Genomic DNA, 26469 nt, shown 5'->3' with positions numbered 1-26469 from the left:
GAAATTTCAATTGTTTTTTGCGCATTAACCGAACATGAGGTGTAGCCTTCAGCTATTAATTCCATATCAATTACTGTGAATTTTTTTGCCATTAAATTAGAATTATTATCTAATCTTATTTTGGCAATTTGTGCATCGCCTTCAATAGTTGCTTGCGATTTTTGGTATAAATCTACTTTTGATTCTGGTGAAGCAATTAATGCTTTTAAATTGGCATCTTTACTTAATTCTACGACAGATTTCTCAGCTTGCACATTGATTTCAGCTTTCGATTTATCTGTCATTATTAAAGTAAAGTTAGTAGATTTTACATTTAAAAAAGATTGCGATTTGTCAAAGTTATTAACAGTAATATTTGCTAATGAGATATCGGCAATGGCATTAATTTTACTTTCATGTCGCGCAACAATTGTTTTCAAGCTATCGTTATAATTTACTCTAATAGCCATTTTTTTCTCGCCAACTGGTTGTTTTAATGCTGTTAATTTAAGTGTTTTTCCAACTACTTTATAGCTAATAATATCGTGTAAGTTGTCATCCGCTTCAATTTCTATAGATGTTTTCGCACCTTTTACAAAATATACATCTAAAAATTCTTCAATTTCTACTTGTTCAAATTCTTCCACTTCTTTTACAGAAATGGTTACAATTTTAGACCCTTTTATTTTTTCTAACTTAGCTTGTGCTGAGGCGACTGAAAAGCTAAACAACGTAATAACGAAAAGTGTAATTGGTTTTATCATTTTTGTGTTTTTAAATTATAAGGACAAATATATTAAAAAAAATCCCGAAAAAATCGGGATTTCTATGTTATGATATTAGAATTTTTATCTTTAAAAAAAGATGTTAAAAAATACTTTCTATAAATTGAATTACTAACTGCACAGCAATGTCAATTATTTTAATTACAAATTGTATCATGATAAGTTGGGGTTATAGATTAAAATCTTTTGTAAATTTAAGTAAAAAAATGTGATGTAAATGTTAAAAATTAATTAAATGTTCTGGTTTTTGTTTCAGTTTTTATTATTTCTTTTCCGTTCACGTTTACTTTTACTGAAACCTTTTCAATACTATCATTTTCAATAGTAGTAGTTTCTACTCTGTTATTTCCAAAAATTCCACTTGAGACGTTTACAATATTAGTTTCTTCATCATCTTCATCAAGCGGGCAATTGGTACATAATACTTTGTTTTCTGCAACTATATAAATATAAGTATCTGAACTATGATGTAAATTAAAATAATCGTTATCAGATCGATCAAAATTGCTGAAGTTTTTGTCCACTTTAAAGATTGTGCCTTTTGGTAAATATAAAAATAATTCTACTTCTTGGTCATGTTTTTTATTGGTTAATTCTGTTATCCAATAATTGTCTAAAATTAAATTGTTGTTTTCAATCTTAACGTTATATTTAATTTTTTCAGCCGTTTGTTTTGCATTTTTAATACTACTTCCTTCTGCCGATTTTTCGACTTGAAGAAAGGCAACTGGTTCCGTAGTTTCTACTATTTTTATGGATACATTATTCGAAAAAATAATTGCTTTATTTGCCTCATCATGTATGACTTCAAAATTTTCATAATCGTAACTATCTTTACTATATATATTATTTGAAATGAATTTGATATTTAAAGTATCTGATGGTTTTATATTGATGGCTACTTTTTCGATATCTTTTCCGGTGTAGGCATTTTGACTAATTTCTCTTATAGTTAAAAATATAACAGACGCCAATCCGATTATCCAAATAGCTAGCAATGAGTAATTTGTTGTATTTTCAATAGATTTTATTCTGTTTGTTAGTAATTTTAATCCTAAAATTAACAAGTAAAATAAAGGAATTCCTATAACTACAATTAGCAATATGCCTTGAATCCAAATCGGAATTTCAAAACTAAAAGGAGTATGTATATGGTTGTATAGAAAATTATCTGGCATGGATGAGAAAAACAGCATGGCAATACCACATATAACAATACTAAGTAATGTCAAAGAGGCAATCAGCACAATAAATCCTCCAATTATTTTGGACATTACGTTCAAAATTGATGAAATAATTTCGCTTATAGTATTTCCAATTCTTTCGGCACCATTTTTTGCATTATAAGCAATTTTGTCATGGTCTAAATTTGAAAATTTATCGGAAATTTCATTAAATCCTTCTTTTACTTTTTTCTCAATATTTGAAATGGTTATAGGTTCTCCTTTCATTTCTAATTTTTGAGAGGTAGTAACAGCTTCTGGAATTAAAACCCATAATATAATGTACAATACTAATCCTGTACCAAAGCCGAAAAATAAGATTACCATTATGATTCTTAGCCATAGCGGGTCTACTCCAAAATAATGACCTAAACCTGAAAGTACCCCTCCTAAAAATGAATTTTCTTTATCTCTATACAATTTTTTTGCGGTACTTGTCATAGCTAAATTTGAATGAAAATCATTTTTTGGCGTTTCATCTTCAATTTTATAATCTTCCGGTTGTCCCATTATCGTAATAATATCATCTACTTCTTTTATGCCAATTACATGTTTATTAGTGCCTAATTTTTCAGTAAAAAGTTCCGAAATTCTACTTTCGATGTCATTAATAATTTCTTCTCTTCCATCTGGCGATAATGATTTTCTTACGGCATCAAAATAGTTGCTTAATTTTCTAAAGGCATCTTCGTCAATGTAAAAGAAATACCCACCTAAATTTATACTTGTTGTTTTGTTCATAATCTGTTATTTTTTAGTAGTGATAGTGTTTACAGCACCCGATAGTTCACACCAAGTGTTGTTTAATTCTTTTAAAAATTCTTTTCCTTCATCTGTTAAGCCGTAATACTTTCTTGGCGGCCCTGATGTAGATTCTTCCCAGCGATAGCTTAACAGATTGTCATTTTTTAATCTTGTTAATAAAGGATATACGGTGCCCTCTACAACAAGTAATTTTGCGGTTTTTAACGTGTCTAAAATTTCAGAGGTGTAAGCCTCTTTTTCCCTTAAAACGGATAAGATGCAAAACTCTAAAACACCCTTTCGCATTTGAGCTTTTGTGTTTTCAATATTCATTTGAGATTGTTTTTTTAATCATGATAAAACGATTTAAAATGGAGTACATTACTTAGTACATTATTTTCTTATGCAAATATATATTTAAAAACAGATACCTTGTATCACATAGTACTAATATTTAACATTATTTTAACATTTTTTTTTCTTGATGCACACAACATATTTTTTCTTATTTTTACATAAAATATAATTAGATATGGAGTTTACACCATTTAAATTAAATGCTTATACCTTTTTTAAATTACCTTCCGCATTTTGGAGTGGGGTGCGAGTAAAACAAATTACACCCAATACCTGTATGGTTTCAGTTAAACTAGGTTGGTTCAATCAAAATCCGTTTAAATCTATGTATTTTGCTGTGCAAGCTATGGCTGCCGAATTCACAACAGGTGCATTAGTAATGTTTCATATCAAAACAAGTGGTAAAAACATTTCAATGCTTGTGGCTCAGAATAAAGCTGTTTTTACAAAAAAAGCTACGGGAAAAATTACTTTTACATGTAATCAAGGAAAGGAAATTGCAGATTGTATTAAAAAAGCAATTATATCGGGTGAAGGTCAAACGATATGGATAACGTCATTAGGAATAAATGAAAATGATGAACAAGTTTCAGAAATGCAATTTCAATGGACTATAAAATTAAGAATATAATTTTTTTGACATTTGTTAATCTTAGTTAATGTTTTTTGTTGGCGTATAACTAATTGTAAATTTGTAATATAAAAAATATAAATGACGATATTAATAACAGGAGCTACGGGTTTAATAGGAAAAAAAATGGTGTCTTTATTTAAAAACGACAACCACGTAATACATTATTTAACCACTTCAAAATCAAAAATAAATCAATCTTCTAATGAAAAAGGTTTTTTTTGGAATCCGAGTACAAGTGAAATAGACCTTGCTGCGTTTAAAGATGTTTCAGTTATTATTCATTTAGCAGGTGCTTCCGTATCAAAAAAATGGACAAGTTCATATAAAAAAGAAATTATTCAAAGTAGGATTCAAAGTTCTAATTTACTTTTCAAAACACTACAATCTCATCCAAATACAGTAAAACAGATTGTCTCTGCTTCAGCTATTGGAATTTACCCAGACGATTTGACTGCCATTTATCATGAAGATGATTCAAAAATTAATGATTCTTTTTTAGGTGAAGTAACACAACTTTGGGAAGAAAGTACCAATTTATTTAAATCATTACCACTTTTGGTAACCACAATAAGAATTGGTGTTGTTTTAGCAAAAGAATCTGGTGCATTGGTTGAAATGACTAAACCAATAAAATATGGATTTGGAGCTGTTTTGGCATCTGGAAAGCAATATGTTTCTTGGATTCATATCGACGACTTAGTGGCTATTTTCAAATATGTTATAGATCATAATTTGGAAGGCGTTTACAATGCGGTTTCACCTTATCCAACTACAAACGAAGAACTTACCAAAGCAATAGCTAAAACATTAAACAAACCTTTGTTTTTACCAAAAGTTCCAAAATTTATTTTGAGTTTGCTTTTGGGTGAAATGCATGAAATTGTAACCAGCAGTCAGCATGTAAGTTCCAGAAAAATCCTGGATGTAGGGTTTCAGTTTCAAAATGCTTCACTTGCTAAATCGTTACAAAATTTACTTAAATAATATTTTAAATTTTTTCTTTTTGTAGTTATTTCCAAAATTTTTTTCTTTTTGGGTTAGTTTATTTTTGCTTTTCTTTACTGACAATGTGTCATAAAATTAAGTATGGCAACACTTTTGCAATCTCATTTTCAAAATAAATTATACAATCATGAGTCAAGAAAATACTGAAAACATCGAAAAAGAGATCCTTCAGGATGAAAATACTACAGAAAATCAAGATGTTCAAGAAAATAATGAGCCAGAAGTGTCAGTTGAAGATCAATTGCAAGAACAAAAAGATAAATTCATAAGACTATATGCCGAATTTGAAAATTATAAAAAAAGAACTTCAAAAGAACGTATAGATTTATTTAAAACTGCTGGACAAGAAATTTTACAAGCGATGTTACCAGTTTTAGATGATTTCGATAGAGCTTGGGCTCAGGTTTCTCAATCAGATGATGAAGCTTTAGTTAAAGGTGTGGAATTAATTCATGAAAAGCTAAAATCAACTTTAATGTCTAAAGGTTTGGAAGTTGTTGAAATTAAAGCTGGTGATCCTTTTGATGCAGATTTCGCAGAAGCTATTACTCAAATTCCAGCTCCAACTCCTAAATTAAAAGGGAAAATTGTCGATGTAATCGAAAAAGGCTACAAATTAGGCGACAAAATCATTCGTTTTCCAAAAGTAATATTAGGTAACTAATATTTCTATAATTATTCTTTTAGAATGTATTAATAAAATAAAATGAAAAAAGATTTTTACGAAATTTTAGGGATTAGCAAAAATGCTTCTCCTGAAGAAATAAAAAAAGCATACCGAAAAAAAGCAATACAATACCATCCAGACAAAAATCCAGGTGATGCTGCTGCTGAAGAAAATTTTAAAACCTGTGCAGAAGCATATGAAGTTTTAAGTGACGCAAACAAAAAAGCAAAGTACGACCAATATGGGCACCAAGCCTTTGATGGAAACGGCGGTTTTGGCGGCGGACAAGGCGGCATGAACATGGATGATATCTTTAGTCAATTTGGAGATATTTTTGGTGGTGGTTTTGGTGGTTTTGGCGGCGGCGGCGGCCAACGTAGAATGAAAGGAAGTAATTTGCGTATTAAAGTCAAATTGACTTTAGAAGAAATTGCTAATGGTGTTGAGAAGAAAGTAAAAGTAAAACGTAAAGTTCAAGCTGCTGGTGTAACTTACAAAACGTGTTCAACTTGTAATGGGCAAGGACAAGTAATGCGAGTAACAAATACTATTTTAGGTCGTATGCAAACTGCTGCAACCTGTCCGAATTGTGGTGGAGCAGGACAAATGATAGATAGTAAACCTGCCAATGCAGATAGTCAAGGTTTTATTACTGATGACGATACGGTTTCAATTAAAATTCCTGCTGGAGTTGTAGATGGCATGCAATTGAAAGTAGCTGGAAAAGGAAATGATGCACCAGGCAGAAATAGCGTTCCTGGTGACTTAATTGTTGCCATAGAAGAAATTGAACATGAATTTTTAAAACGTGAAGGCGAAAATTTACATTACGATTTATACATCAGTTTCCCAGAAGCAGCGTTAGGAATTTCAAAAGAAATTGAAACAGTTTCAGGAAAAGTTCGTATTAAGTTAGAAGAAGGTATTCAATCCGGTAAAATTCTTCGTTTAAAAGGAAAAGGAATTCCGAGTTTAAATAGTTATGGAAATGGCGACTTGCTTGTTCACGTAAATGTATGGACACCAAAAACGTTAGATAAAGAACAGAAACAATTTTTTGAAAGCATGATTGCGAGTGAAAACTTTGTCCCTAAACCTGAAAAATCAGATAAATCGTTTTTTGAAAAAGTAAAAGACATGTTTTCGTAATTGAAAATAATAATACATACTAAAAATCCCAATCTAATCAGATTGGGATTTTTTTTATCTTGAATTTTAAACTGAAGTATTTATGAATAAAATTCTAATTAAATTTATCAATACATGTAACAAAATCCTTACATTAGACACTAATTAAGAAAAGAAATACTACATATGAATAATATTTTAGAAGTTAAAAATGTAGTGAAACAATATGGCAATTATACCGCTCTAAATGCCGTTTCATTAACTGTTCCTGAAGGAAGTATTTATGGTTTATTAGGTCCAAATGGCGCTGGAAAAACCTCATTAATTCGTATCATAAATCAAATTACTTTGCCAGATGCAGGTGAAATAATTTTAAATGGTGAAAAACTAAATCCAAATCACATTTCCATAATTGGTTATATGCCAGAAGAACGTGGTTTGTATAAATCTATGAAAGTGGGCGAGCAATGTTTATACTTAGCTCAATTGAAAGGCATGAGCAAACAAGAAGCCAAAAAGCAACTAAAATATTGGTTTGAAAAGTTTGAAATTGAAACTTGGTGGGACAAAAAACTGCAAGAACTTTCTAAAGGTATGGCTCAAAAAGTACAATTTATTGTAACGGTTCTTCACAATCCAAAATTATTAATTTTAGACGAACCTTTTTCAGGATTTGATCCTGTAAACGCCAATTTAATTAAAGATGAAATTATCGAATTAAATAAAAAAGGCACTTCTATAATTTTTTCTACACACCGAATGGAAAGTGTAGAAGAAATGTGCGATTATATTGCCTTAATACATAAATCGAACAAATTAATAGAAGGCAAACTAGAAGATGTAAAACGTAAATTTAGAACCAATACATTTCAAGTTGGCGTAATGACACAAAATGTAGAAGCGTTGATGTACCAATTAACTCAGAAGTTTACAATTGCGCAAACCGATTTCAAATCGTTAAATGACGATTTAAAATTAGAAGTTCAATTGGGTGATTTCACATCTAATGAGTTATTATCAATATTATTACAAAACGGACAAGTAACCCATTTTGCAGAAAAAATTCCAAGTGTAAACGATATTTTTATTCAAACAGTAACAGAATAGACTTTTAGACTATTAGAATTTTAGAAGGCTAGATTTTCTGAAATTTTAATAAACAAAAAGTCAAATAAATCTAAGAATCTAAGGAGTCTAATCTTCTAATAATCTAAAACAAAATGAACAAATTATTATTAATCGTACAAAGAGAATTTATTGCCAAAGTGCGCAACAAATCATTTATAGTGATGACTTTTTTAAGTCCACTAATTTTCTTAGGAATGACTTTTTTAATTGGCTATTTATCTAGTTTAAACAAAGATGAAGCAACTAAAATTGCCATTTACGATGAAGGAAATATATTAAAAAGTAGTTTACAATCCGATAAAGAAACCGCTTTTACAGATTTGTCTTCCATGCCTTTTAAAGTCGCAAAAGACACAGCGAGTAAAAGTTATGAAGGATTGTTGTTTATTCCAAAAACGGCAACTATTCAAGATTTGAAGTCTAAAGTTCAATATATTTCCGATGAAAGTGCAAGTGCAGAATTCATCTCAAATATAGAGTTTGTAGTGGATTCTATCTTAACTCAAGATAATTTCAAAACCAATAATTTAGATATTTCTAAAATTGAAAAGGCTAAAGTGGAATCGACTTTGCAATTAAGTAAATATTCTGGTGATGCGAGTTTAAAAGGAATTAATGAAATTAAAATTGGTTTAGGTTTCGTTTTTGGCTATTTAATTATGATGTTTATTATCATTTACGGAAACTTTGTCATGCGAAGTGTGATTGAAGAAAAAACCAATCGAATTATAGAAATTGTCATTTCATCTGTAAAACCATTTCAGTTAATGATGGGAAAAATTATTGGAAATTCTTTAGCAGGAATTTTGCAATTTACTATTTGGGCTATTGTTGGAACGTCTATTTTCTTTATTGTTTCTACATTTTTTGGTGCAGAAACAGCCGCAAGTGCTAATCCGCAAGCGGTGAAATTAGCCACTGAAAACAGTGGATTAATGGCGAAATTACCTTTATATTTAGATGAATTAGGAAATTTACCGATTGCTACAATTATTATTTCGTTTATATTTTATTTCATTGGAGGGTATTTCTTATATAGTTCTTTATACGCAGCTATTGGTGCCGCAGTTGACAACGAAACTGATTCGCAACAATTTTTATTACCTATTATTATGCCATTAATGTTAGGCGTTTATATCGGATTTTTCACGGTTGCCAACGATCCTCACGGAAATATTGCTACGATTTTCTCCATGATTCCTTTTACTTCGCCAATTGTAATGCTAATGCGTATTCCGTTTGGTGTGCCCACTTGGCAAATACTTGTCTCTTTAGTTTTATTATTTGCTACATTTGTGGGAGTAGTTTGGTTTGCAAGCAAAATTTACCGTGTAGGAATTTTAATGTACGGAAAAAAACCAACTTGGAAAGAATTATATAAATGGTTGAAATATTAAGAAAAGTATTTAGAAGTTTAATTGTTTACTATTTTAGAATTAAACCTTTAGTCTTTTACCTTTAATCCATTACCTTAGCAAATGAGTAAAATCCTAATTATAGAAGACGAAGCGCCAATACGTCGCGTGTTAAATAAAATTTTATCGGAAGAAAGTGATACCTATTCGGTACAAGAAGCAGAAGACGGTTTACAAGGAATTGAATTGGTAAAAAACGAAGATTTCGATTTGATTTTATGCGACATTAAAATGCCAAAAATGGATGGCGTTGAGGTGTTGGAAGCTATAAAAAAAATGAAACCTGAAATTCCAATGGTGATGATTTCTGGTCATGGTGATTTAGAAACCGCAATTCAAACAATGCGTTTAGGCGCTTTTGATTATATTTCGAAACCACCAGATTTGAATCGTTTATTAAACACAGTTAGAAATGCTTTAGATAAAAAGCAATTGGTTGTGGAAAATAAAATTCTAAAAAAGAAAGTGTCTAAAAACTACGAAATGATTGGAGAAAGTGAAGCCATTTCACATATTAAAACCATGATTGAAAAAGTTGCTCAAACCGATGCAAGAGTTTTAATTACTGGTCCAAATGGAACGGGTAAAGAATTAGTCGCCCATCAATTACACGAAAAAAGCAATCGTGCACAACAAGCCATTATTGAAGTAAATTGTGCTGCAATTCCTTCAGAATTAATTGAAAGTGAGTTGTTTGGACACGTAAAAGGTGCCTTTACTTCGGCAGTAAAAGACAGAGCTGGAAAATTTGAAGCAGCAAATGGTGGCACTATTTTCTTAGATGAAATTGGCGATATGAGTTTGTCCGCGCAAGCCAAAGTATTAAGAGCTTTGCAAGAAAATTTGATTCAAAGAGTTGGCGCAGATAAAGATATAAAAGTTGATGTTCGTGTGATTGCGGCTACCAATAAAGATTTGAAAACAGAAATTGCAGAAGGACGTTTTAGAGAAGATTTGTATCACAGATTGGCGGTAATTCTAATTAATGTTCCAGCTTTGAATGATAGACGAGATGATATTCCCATGTTGATATCGCATTTTGCCTCCAAAATTTCTGAAGAACAAGGAACTATCAAAAAAGTATTTTCAAAACAAGCCATACAATTATTGCAAGAATATGATTGGACAGGAAATATTCGTGAATTAAGAAATGTTGTAGAGCGTTTAATTATCCTTGGAGGAAACGAAATCTCTGAAAATGATGTAACTTTGTTTGCTTCTAAATAAAATCAGTCAAAGCTAAAAGCTAATGACAAAATGCTAAATAAAATGCAATTAAAAAAAATAAACCCACTTTTACAGGAAGCATTAATTGAAAACGGCTTAATCGATGCCAATGAAGTGCAAAAAGAAACTTTTTCAACTATAAAAAGTGGTGCAGATGCTGTAATTCAATCTGATAAAAAATCTGGAAAATCAACAACAATTGTACTGAATGTGATTCAACGATTGGAAAAACCTTTAATGGAATCGCCAAGAGCTTTAATTGTTGTGGAAACAAAAGAGAAGGTTTTGGAAATGGTAGAAATGTTTAGAAAATATAATCGTTACACACAATTACGAGTTTATGGTGCCCATGACAAAGGCGATATTGATTGGGATAAAAACCAAATTTCTTTAGGACTAGATGTATTAATTGGCACACCAAATCGCTTAGATTTAATGTTTGCTACTGCAGGTTTTGATGTCAACAGATTGCTTATGTTCGTAGTTGATGATGCCGATGTTTTGTTCAAACTTCGATTAGATGCCAAAACAAATCGAATGTCAGAAAGTATTTCTAAATCGCAACGTTTGATTTTTTGTAATAAAATTTCAGATCGAGTAGAAGCGGTAGCGGACAGAACCATGATAGAACCAATGTTTTTCGAAATGTAAAAAAAACCTCAATTAAATTGTAATGGGGTTTTTTGAAAATTATGATTTACTCTCTTTATTAAAATAAACTAAGTAGTAATACATCTGTTTTTCTTCATCCCAACCTTTTTCAACAAATTTTTCAGCACTTTCTGGGTTTATGAAATCTAACTTTATTTGTATATGAGTGTCTAATTCAATTACATTTTTTAATTTTCTGCGAACATCAGTAACAGCGGCATTGGCTATTGGAAAATTAGAAACATCTTCAATGCTATATTTTGCACCTTTATCTACTTTATAATTTCTAAATTCAGGTATCAAATCCGGGTTGTTAATTACGTCATTTAAGAATGCAGTTTCTTCAAATTCGTCATTTTTCGCAAAATGATTTACAGCACGATTCATAAATAATACTTCTTCTCTTTTATCTTCTGCGGGAAATACTACTTCTTTAGCAAAATCTTTGCAAAATTGCAGGTATTTCTTGGTCATAAAGGTTTCGTCTTGAAAAACGTCTACGCTTAAAAAATGTTCTAACCAATATCTGGCATCGTATCTATTACTATCTACTGTTAATATTTTGTAACCTTCTTCCTTTTTGTGGTTAAAAATCAAGCAACCTTTATCTAGTTTATTTAAGTTAATTCCGTCTTGTAAAATCATTTCTAAATTGCTTCCACTTTCTTTGAATTGTAAAAAGTTGGTATTAATTTCACTTTTAAAAACACCAATGGCATCTACTACATTGTTATCAATGGAAACATTTGTTAGATAAGCCACGTAAACTTCGCCACTTTTAATGTGTGGATGGTTAGATTGTTCAAATAAATGTTGTGTGATTTTTTTTGAAACGTTATGAATTTCAGAAGGGTTATTAAATACTTCGGTGACTAAATTGAACATTTCATTGTATTCCAAATCTACATCATGTGCAAATTGATAGTAATTTTCTTCTTTTTCGCGAAAAGCTTTAAAAAAATACTCTTTCAAAATGGGCATAATTTCATCATTTAGCGAGTACGGATTTTCAGACAGAAAAATCTCTTCCGCTTTATTTTTGTTACCAACTTTATGAATAGAAAGGTTCTCTACGTGTGTATTAAATAGGTTTATCATTTTTATTTGTCAATAAGTCGATTTGACAATGTGTCAATTAACTGTAATTATTATTTTTTGTTATATTTCAATTGGCACATTGGTTTATTGAATTAATTCCAATTTTCTTCAAATCCCATGTCTTCAAAACTATCATCGCCATCAAACATATCTAAATCATCTTGATCTAAGTCGTCTTCAAAGTCACTAAATAAGCTTTCATTTTCTAAATCGCCGCCTCTAAAGCCACTAGTTGTTGCTTCTTCAGGTAAAATGCCGTGAGAAAATAATAATGCAGGATAAATTGTATCTTCTTTGTTTTTTTCGATAGAAGCTAATTCTACAAAAAAGGTCCACATCGAGAATAAATCATAAACATACACTAACTTAGTATTTTGCTCATGAACTAAATCATCTAATTTATACTCAGCCATTGTTTTTATTTCTCCTGGAATATCTCCAGTATCAAACATTGGGATGCCGTCTTCTTCGTGCCACGCCCAGTCTTCTCCACAAGTATAAAACGCAGCTACTTCGGATCCATCAAAACCAAATGCATTTACTAAAGCATTGTGAAAATCTTCCAAGCTGTCTTTTGAATCAATAGCAATATCTCTAAAAATATCTTCTTCATTGTCTAAAATGGCTCTAAACTTATAAATCATAATATGTGTTTTTAAAAAACAAAAGTAATCAATATTTAAAACTTTTATTATTGAAAATCATAATTGTTTATAAATAGTTTTTTGGATTCGATTGAAAAGCGTTAAATGGTTTTTGAACTTAATTTTAATTGATTTTTGATTTTGAATTCACTAATTTTGCATATAAATTAATTAAATGACCATGTCAAACGAAATAGAAAAAGTAAAATGCCTAATAATAGGTTCTGGTCCTGCGGGATATACTGCTGCAATTTATGCTGCTAGAGCGAATATGCATCCGGTTTTATACCAAGGCACGCAGCCTGGTGGACAGTTAACAACGACTAATGAAGTAGAAAATTGGCCAGGAAATCCTGAAGGAATTACAGGTCCTGAAATGATGGTTGGTTTGCAAAAACAAGCGGAACGATTTGGAACAGATGTTCGAGATGGTTGGGCAACAAAAGTAGATTTTAGCGCCGAACCACATAAAATTTGGATTAACGATTCTAAAGAAATTCATGCCGACACCGTAATTATTTCTACGGGTGCTACTGCTAAATATTTAGGTTTACCTTCAGAACAACATTATTTACAAACTGGTGGTGGTGTTTCCGCTTGCGCAATTTGTGATGGTTTTTTCTATAGAAACCAAGAAGTAGTGATTGTTGGAGCAGGTGATAGTGCTTGTGAAGAAGCACATTATTTATCTAAATTATGTAAAAAAGTTACTATGTTAGTTAGAAGTGAAAAATTTAGAGCTTCTAAAATTATGGAACAACGCGTCAAAAATACCGAAAATATTACTATTTTAATGAATCATGATACAGTGGAAGTTTTAGGTGACGGACAAGTAGTTACAGGTGTTAAGGCTAAAAACAAAACTACAAATGAAGATTTTGATATTCCTGCAACTGGATTTTTCGTTGCGATTGGACATAAACCAAATACCGATATTTTTGCAGATTATTTAACATTAGATGAGACAGGTTATATTATAAATGTACCAGGCTCATCAAAGACAAATATTCCAGGAGTTTTTGTTGGTGGAGATGCTGCTGATCATGTGTACAGACAAGCCATTACAGCTGCAGGAACTGGCTGTATGGCTGCTTTAGATGCAGAACGATATTTGGCTAGTAAAGAATAATTTTTAATAATATACTCATAAAAAATCGGATTTTATATCCGATTTTTTTATTTTAAAAATGCAAAGCAAAACTTTTCAACAAAAATAACTTTCATACCTTTGTGCATTGTGTTTAATATTTTTTAAGAACAATTCAATTCCTATGCGAAAAATATATTATTTAGCCACTTGCGATACTTGCAGAAAAATAATTAAGTCATTGCCTTCAAATGCAAATTTAGAGTTTCATGATATTCGTCAAAATCCTATAACCATAGCAGAACTAGAATTTATGCACCAACTTTCAGGAAGTTATGAGGCACTTTTTAGTAAAAAAGCCCAATTATATAAAGAAAAAGGATTGAAAAATATAATTTTAACTGAAGCCGATTATAAAAATTATATTTTGGAACATTATACTTTTTTGAGTCGTCCTGTGGTAATTTTAGAAAATGAAATTTTTATTGGAAATAGTCAACCTAATATACTAAAATTGCAAAAGGCCTTGCATAATGAGTAGTCGTTCTTGGGCATTGGTTTGCGCTTGGATTGTAGCCATTATTTATGGAGTAACTTTCACTGTTGCAAAAGATGTAATGCCAAAGTATGTTGATGCTTACGGATTTATTGTCTTGCGAGTTGCAGGAGCAACAATTTTATTTTGGATAGTTTCTTTTTTAGGACCAAAGGAAAAAATTGCGGTTAACGATTTTTTTCGAATCGCTGCTTGTGCCTTTTTCGGAGTAGCGCTTAACATGTTAACGTTTTTTAAAGGTTTAAGTTATACTTCACCAATTATGGGCGCCGTTTTAATGGTCACCACACCTATGATTGTGTTGATTCTTTCCTCTATAATTATGAAAGAAAAAATGCAGTCTAAAAAAATTATTGGTATTTTGTTAGGATTAGCAGGAACCATTACTTTAATTCTGTATGGAAAAGCATTAAATAATGCACCAAATGCCACTTTAGGAAATATATTAGTATTTGTAAATGCCGTTTCTTATGCTTTTTATTTAATTTTTGTAAAGAAGTTAATGGATAAATACAACGCATTTACGTTTGTAAAATACATTTATTTGTTCGGATTTTTTATGGTGTTACCTTTTGGGTTTAAAGAGTTACAAGTGGTAAAATGGAACGAAATTCCTTTAGATGTTAGTATGAAAATTGGATTTGTAGTAGTGTTTTCAACATTTTTCACCTATTTACTAAACTTAATTTCCATGCGAAATTTAAAACCAACAACTGTAGCTGTTTTTATTTATTTACAACCTTTCTTCGCTACAATTTTTGCTATTGGTTTAGGAAAAGACAACTTAAACATGGTTAAAATAGTTTCTGCAATATTAATATTTGTTGGCGTTTATTTGGTTATTCATAAAAAGAAAGAAACCAGCAACGACTAATTGCTACTGACTTTTTACTAATCACTAAAAAGTATTATCTTTACACTTTATTTGAAAAAAATATGATATTATCAATGACCGGTTTTGGTAAAGCAAGTTTGCAATTATCAACCAAAAAAATCACAGTTGAAGTTAAATCTCTAAATAGCAAAGGGCTAGATTTAAATACACGCATGCCTTCTGTTTATAGAGAAAACGAATTGACTTTAAGAAACCTTCTAGCGCTTAAATTGGAAAGAGGAAAAGTCGATTTTTCTTTATATGTTGAGGTTACTGGTGAAGATACTTCATCTAAAATTAATGCATCTATTGTAAAAGCATATATGGCTCAGTTAAAAGCTATTTTGCCAAACGCTGACGATACAGAATTGATGAAAATGGCAATTCGTATGCCCGATACCATGAAAACCGAGCGCGAAGAAATAGATGAAAATGAATGGATACAAATTCAAATTGTAATTGATGAAGCCATTGAAAATATGTTATCTTTCAGAATATCAGAAGGTGCCTCTTTAGAGAAAGAATTTACGTTACGTATCGAAAATATTAGAAGTTATATGAATCAGGCGTTAGTTTTAGATCCTGAAAGAGTGACTAACATTAAAGAACGTTTGCAAACTGCAATTGACGAGTTAAAAGTGAATGTAGATACGAATCGTTTTGAACAAGAATTGATTTATTATTTAGAAAAATTAGATATTACTGAGGAAAAAGTACGTTTGACTAATCATTTAGATTATTTCTTGCAAACGTTAAACGGAAGTGAAGCCAACGGGAGAAAATTAGGTTTCATCACTCAAGAAATGGGACGAGAAATCAATACCATGGGCTCCAAATCAAACCACGCCGAAATGCAAAAATTGGTAGTGATGATGAAAGATGAGTTAGAAAAAATTAAGGAACAAGTTTTAAACGTTTTGTAATTTTTTTGTCATTCTGAACTTGTTTCAGAATCTAAAAAAAACGAGACTATGAAACAAGTTCAGAGTGACAACATACCATATATAAAGCACAATGAATCAAGGAAAATTATTAGTTTTCTCTGCACCTTCTGGGTCTGGAAAAACAACGATAGTAAGACATTTATTAAATCAAGAAGATTTAAATTTAGAATTTTCTATCTCTTGCACGACTCGTGAGCCACGTGGCGAAGAAGTGCACGGAAAAGATTATTATTTTATTTCTTTGGACGAGTTTAAAAAACATATTAAAGCGGAAGATTTCGTGGAATGGGAAGAGGTTTACAGAGATAATTTCTACGGCACTTTAAAAAATGAAGTCGAACGTATTTGGGCAAAAAGTAAAAACGTAATTTTTGATATTGATGTAGCGGGTGGACTACGAATAAAATCGAAATTCAAACAAGAAACATTGGCAGTATTTGTAAAACCACCAAGCATTGACGAGTTAAAAATTAGATTAAAAAAACGTTCTACAGAAACTGACGATAAAATCAACATGCGTATTGCAAAAGCTTCGGTAGAATTAGCCACTGCGCCTCAATTTGATACAATAATCAAAAATTACGATTTAGATGTTGCCAAAGTTGACGCGTATAATTTAGTTAAGGAATTTGTGAATAAATAGATATTAGGTAAAAGGCAATGGGTTAAGGGTAAAAGGTATAAAATACTTAACAACCCAACACCCAACACCCAATACCCAACACCCAAAAGATGAAAATAGGTTTATATTTCGGAACGTTTAATCCCATACATATTGGGCATTTAATTATTGCCAATCATATGGCGGAGCATTCGGATTTAGATCAAATTTGGCTGGTAGTTACACCACACAATCCACAAAAACAAAAAAAAACTTTGTTAGACGATTACCATCGTTTACACCTGGTGCATTTGGCAACTGAAGATTTCCCAAAAATTAAACCATCTAATATTGAGTTTAAATTGCCTCAACCAAATTATACAATTAACACCTTGGTGCATTTGCAAGAGAAACATCCTGATTACGAATTTTCTTTAATTATGGGTGAAGACAATTTAAATTCACTTCATAAATGGAAAAACTACGAAGCTATTTTACAACACCATCATATTTATGTATATCCACGATTAAATTCTGGTGAAATAGATGAGCAATTTGTCAATAATTCTAAAATTCACAGAATAGCTGCGCCAGTTGTCGAATTATCTTCTACATTTATTCGTGAAAACATTAAAAATAATAAAAATGTAATTCCTATGCTACCCCATAAAGTTTGGGAATATGTTGAACATAATTTGTTTTATAAGAAGTGAGGGTCTTAATTGACAATAATTTTTATAGTTTTTTTATAATCATCATTTTTTAGAACTATTATGTAATTTCCTTTAGCGTAATTAAAATCTAATTCATTCTTTCCTTCATTGATTATAATTTTTTCATCTTTTATTAATTTTCCATCGTATGAGTAAACTTCAATATTAAAATTTGTATGATAATTTCTAGAAAGAAACTCAAATTTTTTATTGTAAATAGGGTTTTTGTAGGTAAATTCTTGTTTATTGTCATATAGATTTAAATTGCTTAATGTTTGAAAAGCATTATTTGCATTAACACGACCCCAACCCATATAAATATCATATCCAAGAATATCTTCATTTGTTGCCCCTACTTGATCTTGAGCAGTATTTTTTAATATATTTTTTATTTGCAAAGGAGTTAAATTTGGATTAGAAGAAAGTAAAAGTGAAGCAATACCTGCAACTAATGGTGTAGCTTGCGATGTGCCGCCCCAGTAACCATTATAATTTGTATCTGAAGTAGAACTTAATCCATAAATATAATTCCCTGGCGCAACTAAAGTTAAATGATTACCGTAATTACTACCAGATGTAGGACTCCAAAAAAATGGAGAAGTGCGATCATCATCTGAATCCGTAGATCCTACTGCAATAATATCCATTGAACTTGCATATCCAGCAGGATAATAGGTAGTATTGTTGTTAAAGTTCATCATACATGCAACGAATACTACATTATTTGAAATGGCATATTGAACAGCGTTTTGCAAGGTTATACTATTTCCAGTTCCACCAATAGACATACTAATGATTTTTGCTCCTTTATCAACAGCATAATATATTGAATTTGCCACCCATGAGTATTGACCACTGTTATTTGCATCTAATACTTTTAATGGAATAAGCTTTGAATTCCAATTTACACCTGCATAACCAATTCCATTGTTACCTTTTGCTAATAATATTCCTGTGCAGTTGGTTCCGTGTCCATAATCATCAGTTGCATTATTGTCATTGTTTGCATAGTCCCAACCATTGACATCATCTATTAAACCATTATTGTCATTATCAATCCCATCATTAGCAATTTCACTGGAATTTGTCCAAATTCTACCTGATAATTCAGGATGACTTAGCCTAAACCCGGTGTCAGGAACGGCTATGATTAGATTTGGATCTCCAGTTTCTATATCCCAAGCTAAATCAATATCTGCGTCAGCATCATTTTCAGAAACAAAAGGCATTCCTGAAACATTAAAACTACCATTGTTAATTATTCCCCATTGTCGATTAAAAAGTGCATCATTTGGGGTTTGAAGTGCATCAGATTTTTTTCCACCTCCTTCAGATAAATAATCAGGCTCAACATAAATTATTTCTGGGTAAGACTTTAAAAATTTTATACTTTTTGTTACATTTATTTCATTTTTAAATTCTATTTGAAATACAAATGTTTTTTCAGCTTGACCAATTGGAATAATTTTTTTAATTTGATTTCTACTTAACCAATTGTCTATTTTCGAAATTGAGAAAACATTATTTTTTAAATCCAATTTAGAAACACACCATAACTCAGAATTTAATTTTAAAATTAATGATTTAGAGTTAAAATTTTCTTGACTAATTAAATTATTAGTAAATAAAATTATTGATAGAATAATTATTTTTTTCATGTTTAAATATTTTAAGAATTATTTCAGGATAAAACAAAATTAATATTTTTGACTAAGTCTATAAAAATAGATTTTTTCAAAGAAATATTGATCACAATAATATCAAAAATAAGAAAAATAATTTAAATCATAAAAGTAGTAAGCAAACTTAATGTTTTAATAAATTTTTGTTAAAGCAATAAAACTAATGAAGTATTACGAATTTCATTTTGTAGATTTGAAATAATAAAATTCAATATATCATGTTAAACTTCGAGTTATACAATCCTACCAATTATATTTTTGGTACAAATCAAATAGAAAAATTAGCTTCTTTAATTCCTCCCAATGCGAAAGTACTTTTAGCGTATGGTGGTGGAAGTATTTTTAAAAATGGTATTCATGCGCAAGTTTGTGAACACTTAAGAGGTTTTGAGATTATTGAATTTGGCGGTATTGAACCAAATCCAAGATTTGAAACCTTAATGAAAGCTGTAGAAATTGTTCGTACCGGAAAAATAACTTTTATCTTAGCTGTTGGCGGAGGAAGCGTCATTGATGGCGTAAAATTTATTTCAGGCGCTGTAAATTATGAAGGAAATGCAGTTGATATTTTAAAAAATAGAATTTTATTTAAAGATATTTCAAAAGTAATTCCTTTTGGAACAATTTTAACGTTACCCGCTACTGGTTCCGAAATGAATTCTGGCGCTGTAATTACCATAGAAGCCACACAAGAAAAACTAACTTTAGGGGGAAGCGCTTTGTTTCCTCAATTTTCAATTTGTGATCCAACGGTAATTCAATCGTTACCTAAAAGACAACTTCAAAACGGAGTGGTAGATGCTTTTACACACGTTTTAGAGCAATATTTAACCTATCCACAAGAGGCAATGTTGCAAGACCGAATCTCTGAAGGAATTTTACAAACTTTAGTTGAAATTGGACCAAAAGTAGTTGAAAATCCTACCGATTATAAATTAGCATCTAACTTTATGTGGTGTGCTACAATGGCTTTAAATGGATTAATACAAAAAGGCGTGGCATCAGATTGGGCTACACATATGATTGGTCATGAATTAACCGCATTGTACGAAATTGACCACGCTAGAACATTAGCGATTATCGGTCCGAATTTATACCGAGTTATGTTTGATTCTAAAAAAGACAAATTAGCACAATTTGGTGAAAGAGTTTTTAATTTAAAAGGAAATTCCACGGAAGAAATTGCTGAAAAAGCTATAGAAAAATTGGTATGGTTCTTAGAAAAAATGGGAATGGAAACCAAACTTTCTCAAGCTACTACAAATTATTCTGATACGGCTAATTTCATTGTAAACCGCTTTGAAGAAAGAGGCTGGAAAGCTTTGGGTGAGAAACAAAATATTACTTTAGAAAAAGTAAAAGAAATTATTGAAATGAGTTATTAAGTAAATAAAAAGTGAAATAAAAAAGCGTCCAAGAAATTCATCTTGTGACGCTTTTTACATGCAAAAAAAACTACTAACTAACCAAACTTTTATTATTTTAAATCTATATAATGATATTTTCAATAGTCGTGCCAGAAACTTCATCTTCACAAATAATTAACACTTTTTTCTAGCCAACACAAATTTCAATATTATCAAACTAAACTTTTTTCAGGATTTTTAGCTTTGAAATTGATATTGAATTTTGATATTGTTTTTTGTTGTTGAAAAGTGTATTTTTGGAGTTCATAATTTTAGAAAATGGAAAGCAATAAAAAATTTGCAGTTATAGGAGGCGGAAGTTGGGCAACAGCTCTTGCTAAAATGTTATGTGAAAATCAAGAAAAAATAGCTTGGTACATGCGCAGTACTTATGCTTTGGAGCATTTAAAACTACAAAAACACAATCCTAATTATTTAAGTTCTGTAGCTTTTGACACTAATAAATTACAATTAACAAACGATATTAACGAAGCCATTCAATTTGCTGATGTTATAATCTTTGCTATTCCATCTGCTTTTTTAAGTGTTGAATTAGAGAAAATGACGGCATCTTTAGAAGGAAAAATAATTTTTTCTGCAATAAAGGGAATTGTTCCAGAAACTAGTTTGATTGTAGGGGAACATTTTCATGAAATATTTAATATCCCCTACGATAATATTGGAGTAATTACTGGGCCTTGTCACGCAGAAGAAGTGGCATTAGAGCGTTTGTCTTACTTAACTATTGCATGTTCTGATAAAACAAAAGCAAGGTATGTAGCTAAAAATTTGGCATCGTATTATATAAAAACAAAAACGTCTGATGATATTGTTGGAACCGAATATGCAGCAGTTTTAAAAAACATTTATTCTATTGCTGCAGGTATTGCTCATGGTTTGGGTTACGGAGATAATTTTCAAGCTGTTTTAATTAGTAACGCCATTCGTGAAATGAAAAAATTCATTCGAAAAGTACATAAAATGAAACGAAATATTAACGACTCAGCCTATTTGGGCGATTTGTTAGTAACTGGATATTCAGTTTTTTCAAGAAATAGAATGTTTGGTAATATGATAGGCAAGGGCTACACCGTAAAATCAGCTCAAATGGAAATGAGTATGGTGGCAGAAGGCTATTATGCTTGTAAAAGTGCTTATAATTTAAATTTAGAATACAAAGCAAAAACACCTATTATTGATGCCGTTTATCAGATTTTATACGAAGGTAAAAATGCCAAAGCAGTATTTAGTAAATTAACGGAGAAGTTAGATTAGTGCAAAGGTATAAGGTATAAGGCAAAAGGTTCGTTTTTCGTATTTTAACCCTAAACCAAATATCCTTCACCCAAAACCCAACACCTAAAAAAATGTACTTCATCAACGTCATTCTTCCTCTAAATCTTGATAAAACGTTTACGTATTCGGTAAATGTGGAAGAATACAAATTTTTGCACCCTGGCATGCGCGTTACGGTTCCGTTTGGGAAAACAAAAGTGTATACGGCTTTAGTTGTAGAAAAGCACAACATTCCTCCCGTTTTGTATGAAGCTAAAGAAATCAGTCAAATTATTGATGAGGTTCCTATTGTAAATGAAATTCAATTGAAACATTGGCATTGGATTGCATCGTATTATATGTGTTCGATTGGCGAAGTTTTTAAATCAGCATTACCTTCTGGATTGATTTTAGAAAGCGAAACGATGATTTCTTCATCGCATACAGAATCGGACAAAACACTTGCTTCAGACGACGAATTTTTAGTTTTAGAAGCATTAGAAAATAAATCATCTATTACAATTTCGGAAATTTCTCAGATAGTAAACAAAAAAAATGTAATTCCAATTGTTCAAAGTTTGTTATCTAAAGGATTACTAACAATGCAAGATGAGGTTCAAGATATGTATAAACCCAAATTAGTAAAATATATCAAACTTCAAGATGAATTTTTACAGCAAGAAAAATTGCAAGAATTATTAGAAATTTTAGGAAAAGCAAAAAAGCAAAAAGAAATTGTTTTGACGTATTTTCAATTACAAGCGACAGAGAAAAAACCAATTCCTGCAAAATTATTAATTGAAACTTCTGGAGTTAGCGCAGCGGTAATTAAATCATTAGTCGATAAAAATATATTTGAAGAATATTACATTACTACTGATCGCGTTTCATTTGAAAAAGAAGCCGATTACGAAATTGAATTAAGCGAATCTCAAACTATAGTTTTAGAAAAAATTAAAGTAAAGTTCACTCAATTTGATGTTAATTTATTACACGGCGTTACCGCTTCTGGTAAAACGGAAGTTTATATAAAACTAATCGAAGAATTTTTACAGCAAGACAAACAAGTATTGTTTTTATTACCCGAAATTGCATTAACTACTCAGTTAGTACAACGATTATCGGCTTATTTTGGAAATCAAATCGCCGTTTTTCATTCGAAATATAATTCTAATGAACGTGTTGAGGTGTACAATCATGTGTTGCATAATTCTGAAAAAGCAAAAGTGGTTTTAGGTGTGCGAAGTGCGTTATTCTTACCATTTTCTAATTTGGGTTTAATCGTAGTAGATGAAGAACATGAAGCAACATACAAACAACAAGATCCAGCGCCGCGTTATCATGCCCGAGATGCCGCAATTGTATTAGCAAAATTTCATAATGCAAAAGTTTTATTAGGAAGTGCGACACCAAGTTTAGAATCGTATCATAATGCTAAATCCAATAAATATGGTTTAATTGAAATGTTTACCCGATTTAATAATGTGGTTTTGCCTGAAATTCATTTGATTGATTTAAAAGATAAATATTTCCGTAAACGAATGGATGGTCATTTTTCCGATGAATTACTAGAAAGAATGAACGAAACTTTAGCGAATAAGGACCAAATTATGCTATTTCAAAATCGTAGAGGATATTCGCCATATATTGAATGTACTACTTGCGGACACGTGCCTCAATGTCCAAGTTGCGATGTAAGTTTGACGTATTACAAGTTTAAAAATCATTTAAAATGCCATTATTGTGGACACAGCATGGCGAAACCAACGCATTGTCATGCTTGTAATTCATTAGATATTTCTGCAAAAGGTTTCGGTACAGAACAAGTAGAATTAGAATTGATAAAGCTATTTCCTGAGAAACGAATTGCCCGAATGGATCAAGATACCACTCGTGGAAAATTTGCTTTTGAAAAAATGATTGATGCCTTTAAAAATCAGGAAATTGATATTTTAGTTGGTACACAAATGTTAGCCAAAGGTTTAGATTTTGAAAACGTGACTTTAGTTGGGATTTTAAATGCAGATAATTTACTAAATCAACCTTATTATCGCGCTTATGAACGAGCGTATCAAATGATGGTTCAAGTTGCGGGACGTTCGGGTAGAAAAGCAAAAAATGGTAGTGTAGTGATTCAAACATACAATCCTATGCATAATACGATTCAGCAAGTGGTGAATAATAATTATACAGCAATGTTTAATGAGCAATTATACGAAAGACGTAATTTTCAATATCCGCCTTATTTCCGTTTGTTGCAAATAAAATTGAAACATAGAGATTACGAAAAACTTCGTGAAGGATCAACTTGGCTGTATAATGTATTAAAACAGCATGTAGCTGTTCCTATATTAGGTCCAGAGGAACCCGCAATTAATAGAATTAGAAATGAATATATTCGAACCATTCTAATCAAAATTCCAAATGATGCGAATCTTGTTGAAACAAAAAAAATCATTAAAAAAGCATTGGTAAGTTTTGAAGCTACTTCCCAATATCGAGTAATAAAAACAACAATTAATGTAGATTATTAATACTTTTCTCACCATTTATTGTCAATCTGAACTTGTTTCAGATTCTGAAATAAATTCAGATTGACAAAATAGCTGTTTAATACTTTTCTAAAATAGCTATAATTTCTTCTTTTTTAATTCTACTTAACGGTATTTTTTCGCCGCTAATTTCTACTTGTTTGCTATTAAATCGATCGATTTTATCTAAGTTTATAATGTATGATTTATGAATTCTAAGAAAATTGTCTTTCGGAAGTTCTATTTCAAAAGATTTCATAGTAGATAATACAAGATGGGTGTCTTGGTATGTAACTACTTTAATATAGTCACCAAAAGCTTCTATCCATTTTATATTAGAAGTGTATATTTTTATTTTTTTAAGATTACTTTTTATTATTAAATGAGGTCCGTTTTCGTCATGATTTTTGTCATATTTTAAATGGTGCATTTCTAAAGCCTTTTTTGCAGCAGTTATAAAACGCGTTTTTTTTATAGGTTTTTGTAAAAAATCTAATGCGGAATAATCAAAAGCTTTTACAGCATAATCGGCTTTAGAAGTAATAAATACAATTAATGGCTTAATTTTTAAACCATCAATTAAATCAAAACCAGTAATATGTGGCATTTCTATATCTAAGAAAATTAAATCAACAGCATTATTTGAAATATAATTTTTAGCTTCTAATGCGTTTGAAAAATCGCCACCTAATAGTAAATTAGGATGTTCAGAGATTAACTTAGCAATAGTAATACGTTGAATGGAACTGTCATCTACAACAATTGTTTTTAATTTCATATATTGGTATTTATTACAATTAAATAAAAGTAATTATTTAAAACTAATTTTTGTAAAACTAAATATTTATTTTATAAACAGCATAAAAATATACAAAAAAAAACAGAAAACTAATATTGTAAAAAATAAATACTTTTTAGTGAATTTGTAAATTAAATAAAATTGTATATCTTTGCACCCAATTTAAAAAATACGTACACATGAAAAATTACGAAACTGTTTTCATTTTGAATCCCGTTTTATCTGATGTTCAGGTAAAGGAAACAGTAAGCAAATTTGAAGATTTTCTTACTTCTAAGGGTGCCAAAATGGTATCAAAAGAGGATTGGGGCTTAAAAAAATTAGCCTATGAAATCCAACACAAAAAAAGTGGTTTTTACCATTTATTCGAGTACCAAGCTCCAGCTGAATTAATCATTTCTTTGGAAACTGAATTAAGAAGAGATGAGAGAATCATGAGATTCTTAACTGTTTCTTTAGACAAACATGCTATTTCTTGGGCAGAAAGAAGAAGAGAAAAATTAAAAACTAAAGCAAACTAATCATGTCAATAGCTAACAACGGTAAAAAAGAGGGTGATATCAGATATCTTACTCCTTTAAATATTGATACCAACAAACAAAAAAAATATTGTCGTTTCAAAAAATCAGGTATAAAGTATATCGATTATAAAGACGGTGACTTTTTATTAAAGTTTGTAAATGAGCAAGGTAAAATTTTACCAAGACGTTTAACAGGTACTTCATTAAAATTCCAAAGAAAAGTTTCTGTGGCTGTTAAAAGAGCACGTCATTTAGCTTTAATGCCTTACGTGGCCGATTTATTAAAATAATACTAATCATTTGTTGTTCCGATGCCATCGGAACTAACTTATAAAATAAAAGGACAACAAAATGGAACTAATTTTAAAACAAGACGTTCAAAATTTAGGTTTTAAAGATGATGTAGTAACTGTAAAAAATGGTTACGGTCGTAATTTCTTAATTCCTCAAGGGGTTGCTATATTAGCAACTTCTTCTGCTAAAAAAGTTTTAGCTGAAAATTTAAAACAAAAAGCACACAAAGAAGCTAAAATTGTTGCTGATGCAAAAGCTACTGCAGATGCAATCAAAGCTTTAGAGATAAAAATTACTGCAAAAGCAGGTGGTGAAAAATTATTCGGATCAATTACTAATGCAGATATAGCTCACGCTTTAGAAGCAAATGGACAAACAATCGATAGAAAATTCATTACTTCGGGTATTATTAAAAGAACAGGTAAATACAATGCTACTATTCGTTTACACAGAGAAGTTATCATTGAATTAGCTTATGAAATTGTTGCTGAAAAAGCATAA

General features: G+C 30.5%; 27 protein-coding genes. 20 read left to right on the top strand and 7 right to left on the bottom strand.

Annotated features, from left to right (window positions below; all coding sequences use genetic code 11):
* From ACIQ2I_RS00665 to ACIQ2I_RS00655, 3 genes are all read right to left on the bottom strand, one after another.
* Positions 1 to 743: GIN domain-containing protein (locus tag ACIQ2I_RS00665; RefSeq protein ID WP_396180511.1), on the bottom strand; the 743-nt coding region annotated here is incomplete at its 3' end.
* A 248-nt stretch (positions 744 to 991) separates the two neighbouring features.
* Positions 992 to 2728 carry a PspC domain-containing protein gene (locus ACIQ2I_RS00660; protein ID WP_396180510.1) on the bottom strand — a complete coding sequence of 579 codons (1737 nt, stop codon included), beginning with the start codon at positions 2726 to 2728 and terminating at the stop codon, positions 992 to 994.
* Between the two features lie 6 nt (positions 2729 to 2734).
* Complete coding sequence (locus ACIQ2I_RS00655; protein ID WP_396180509.1) at positions 2735 to 3064, bottom strand: PadR family transcriptional regulator; 330 nt, start codon at positions 3062 to 3064, stop codon at positions 2735 to 2737.
* Between the two features lie 199 nt (positions 3065 to 3263).
* Here ACIQ2I_RS00655 and ACIQ2I_RS00650 point away from each other — a divergent pair, with 199 nt between their 5' ends.
* From ACIQ2I_RS00650 to ACIQ2I_RS00615, 8 genes are all read left to right on the top strand, one after another.
* Entirely contained in the window at positions 3264 to 3719 is a 456-nt protein-coding gene (locus tag ACIQ2I_RS00650; protein ID WP_396180508.1) for a DUF4442 domain-containing protein, read from the top strand.
* Positions 3720 to 3800: 81 nt separating this feature from the next.
* Positions 3801 to 4706, top strand: coding sequence for a TIGR01777 family oxidoreductase (locus ACIQ2I_RS00645; RefSeq protein WP_396180507.1), 906 nt, complete (start codon positions 3801 to 3803; stop codon positions 4704 to 4706).
* A 148-nt stretch (positions 4707 to 4854) separates the two neighbouring features.
* Positions 4855 to 5391 (top strand): nucleotide exchange factor GrpE, encoded by a 537-nt coding sequence (locus ACIQ2I_RS00640; RefSeq protein ID WP_396180506.1) that lies wholly within the window; start codon positions 4855 to 4857, stop codon positions 5389 to 5391.
* 42 nt (positions 5392 to 5433) lie between these two features.
* Positions 5434 to 6543 carry a molecular chaperone DnaJ gene (gene dnaJ / locus ACIQ2I_RS00635; protein WP_396180505.1) on the top strand — a complete coding sequence of 370 codons (1110 nt, stop codon included), beginning with the start codon at positions 5434 to 5436 and terminating at the stop codon, positions 6541 to 6543.
* Between the two features lie 165 nt (positions 6544 to 6708).
* Positions 6709 to 7629, top strand: coding sequence for an ABC transporter ATP-binding protein (locus tag ACIQ2I_RS00630; protein ID WP_396180504.1), 921 nt, complete (start codon positions 6709 to 6711; stop codon positions 7627 to 7629).
* Between the two features lie 113 nt (positions 7630 to 7742).
* Positions 7743 to 9047: an ABC transporter permease gene (locus ACIQ2I_RS00625; RefSeq protein WP_396180503.1), complete on the top strand. Its 1305-nt coding sequence runs from the start codon at positions 7743 to 7745 to the stop codon at positions 9045 to 9047.
* Positions 9048 to 9128: 81 nt separating this feature from the next.
* A complete protein-coding gene (locus ACIQ2I_RS00620) occupies positions 9129 to 10292 on the top strand; it encodes a sigma-54-dependent transcriptional regulator (protein ID WP_396180502.1) in 1164 nt (387 codons plus the stop codon).
* A gap of 42 nt (positions 10293 to 10334) precedes the next feature.
* Positions 10335 to 10943 carry a DEAD/DEAH box helicase gene (locus ACIQ2I_RS00615; protein ID WP_396180501.1) on the top strand — a complete coding sequence of 203 codons (609 nt, stop codon included), beginning with the start codon at positions 10335 to 10337 and terminating at the stop codon, positions 10941 to 10943.
* Positions 10944 to 10982: 39 nt separating this feature from the next.
* Here ACIQ2I_RS00615 and ACIQ2I_RS00610 read toward each other — a convergent pair whose 3' ends face one another.
* Both ACIQ2I_RS00610 and ACIQ2I_RS00605 read right to left on the bottom strand, forming a co-directional pair.
* Complete coding sequence (locus ACIQ2I_RS00610) at positions 10983 to 12041, bottom strand: nucleoid-associated protein (RefSeq protein ID WP_396180500.1); 1059 nt, start codon at positions 12039 to 12041, stop codon at positions 10983 to 10985.
* 92 nt (positions 12042 to 12133) lie between these two features.
* Positions 12134 to 12685 carry a hypothetical protein gene (locus ACIQ2I_RS00605; protein ID WP_396180499.1) on the bottom strand — a complete coding sequence of 184 codons (552 nt, stop codon included), beginning with the start codon at positions 12683 to 12685 and terminating at the stop codon, positions 12134 to 12136.
* Positions 12686 to 12866: 181 nt separating this feature from the next.
* Here ACIQ2I_RS00605 and trxB point away from each other — a divergent pair, with 181 nt between their 5' ends.
* From trxB to nadD, 6 genes are all read left to right on the top strand, one after another.
* A complete protein-coding gene (gene trxB / locus ACIQ2I_RS00600) occupies positions 12867 to 13814 on the top strand; it encodes a thioredoxin-disulfide reductase (protein WP_396180498.1) in 948 nt (315 codons plus the stop codon).
* Between the two features lie 142 nt (positions 13815 to 13956).
* Positions 13957 to 14313: an arsenate reductase family protein gene (locus ACIQ2I_RS00595; RefSeq protein ID WP_396180497.1), complete on the top strand. Its 357-nt coding sequence runs from the start codon at positions 13957 to 13959 to the stop codon at positions 14311 to 14313.
* Positions 14306 to 15202, top strand: a complete 897-nt coding sequence (locus ACIQ2I_RS00590) for a DMT family transporter (protein WP_396180496.1) — start codon at positions 14306 to 14308, stop codon at positions 15200 to 15202. The genes ACIQ2I_RS00595 and ACIQ2I_RS00590 overlap by 8 nt, the downstream gene beginning before the upstream one ends.
* A gap of 62 nt (positions 15203 to 15264) precedes the next feature.
* The gene (locus tag ACIQ2I_RS00585; protein WP_396180495.1) at positions 15265 to 16125 is read left to right on the top strand and encodes a YicC/YloC family endoribonuclease; all 861 of its coding nucleotides are present in this window, start codon (positions 15265 to 15267) and stop codon (positions 16123 to 16125) included.
* A gap of 91 nt (positions 16126 to 16216) precedes the next feature.
* Positions 16217 to 16789, top strand: a complete 573-nt coding sequence (gene gmk / locus ACIQ2I_RS00580; RefSeq protein ID WP_396180494.1) for a guanylate kinase — start codon at positions 16217 to 16219, stop codon at positions 16787 to 16789.
* An 89-nt stretch (positions 16790 to 16878) separates the two neighbouring features.
* The gene (gene nadD, locus ACIQ2I_RS00575) at positions 16879 to 17460 is read left to right on the top strand and encodes a nicotinate (nicotinamide) nucleotide adenylyltransferase (RefSeq protein WP_396180493.1); all 582 of its coding nucleotides are present in this window, start codon (positions 16879 to 16881) and stop codon (positions 17458 to 17460) included.
* A 5-nt stretch (positions 17461 to 17465) separates the two neighbouring features.
* Here the strand turns inward: nadD and ACIQ2I_RS00570 are convergent, their stop codons facing one another.
* Complete coding sequence (locus ACIQ2I_RS00570) at positions 17466 to 19118, bottom strand: S8 family serine peptidase (protein ID WP_396180492.1); 1653 nt, start codon at positions 19116 to 19118, stop codon at positions 17466 to 17468.
* Positions 19119 to 19360: 242 nt separating this feature from the next.
* Here ACIQ2I_RS00570 and ACIQ2I_RS00565 point away from each other — a divergent pair, with 242 nt between their 5' ends.
* The 3 genes from ACIQ2I_RS00565 (at position 19361) to priA (ending at position 24357) form a co-directional block, all read left to right on the top strand.
* Positions 19361 to 20527 (top strand): iron-containing alcohol dehydrogenase, encoded by a 1167-nt coding sequence (locus ACIQ2I_RS00565; protein ID WP_396180491.1) that lies wholly within the window; start codon positions 19361 to 19363, stop codon positions 20525 to 20527.
* 300 nt (positions 20528 to 20827) lie between these two features.
* Complete coding sequence (locus ACIQ2I_RS00560) at positions 20828 to 21823, top strand: NAD(P)H-dependent glycerol-3-phosphate dehydrogenase (RefSeq protein ID WP_396180490.1); 996 nt, start codon at positions 20828 to 20830, stop codon at positions 21821 to 21823.
* 92 nt (positions 21824 to 21915) lie between these two features.
* On the top strand, positions 21916 to 24357 hold the full coding sequence (priA, locus tag ACIQ2I_RS00555) for a primosomal protein N' (RefSeq protein ID WP_396180489.1): 2442 nt from the start codon (positions 21916 to 21918) through the stop codon (positions 24355 to 24357).
* A 76-nt stretch (positions 24358 to 24433) separates the two neighbouring features.
* Here the strand turns inward: priA and ACIQ2I_RS00550 are convergent, their stop codons facing one another.
* Positions 24434 to 25132 carry a LytR/AlgR family response regulator transcription factor gene (locus ACIQ2I_RS00550; RefSeq protein WP_396180488.1) on the bottom strand — a complete coding sequence of 233 codons (699 nt, stop codon included), beginning with the start codon at positions 25130 to 25132 and terminating at the stop codon, positions 24434 to 24436.
* A gap of 200 nt (positions 25133 to 25332) precedes the next feature.
* On the opposite strand from ACIQ2I_RS00550, the gene rpsF reads away from it, so the two are divergent.
* From rpsF to rplI, 3 genes are all read left to right on the top strand, one after another.
* Positions 25333 to 25674 carry a 30S ribosomal protein S6 gene (rpsF, locus tag ACIQ2I_RS00545; protein ID WP_353078732.1) on the top strand — a complete coding sequence of 114 codons (342 nt, stop codon included), beginning with the start codon at positions 25333 to 25335 and terminating at the stop codon, positions 25672 to 25674.
* 2 nt (positions 25675 to 25676) lie between these two features.
* On the top strand, positions 25677 to 25964 hold the full coding sequence (gene rpsR / locus ACIQ2I_RS00540; RefSeq protein ID WP_091312528.1) for a 30S ribosomal protein S18: 288 nt from the start codon (positions 25677 to 25679) through the stop codon (positions 25962 to 25964).
* A 61-nt stretch (positions 25965 to 26025) separates the two neighbouring features.
* Positions 26026 to 26469, top strand: coding sequence for a 50S ribosomal protein L9 (gene rplI, locus ACIQ2I_RS00535; RefSeq protein WP_396180487.1), 444 nt, complete (start codon positions 26026 to 26028; stop codon positions 26467 to 26469).

It is taken from the genome of Flavobacterium sp., assembly GCF_044368995.1.
Lineage (GTDB): Bacteria > Bacteroidota > Bacteroidia > Flavobacteriales > Flavobacteriaceae > Flavobacterium.
This window is presented reverse-complemented; position numbering and strand designations above follow the sequence as displayed.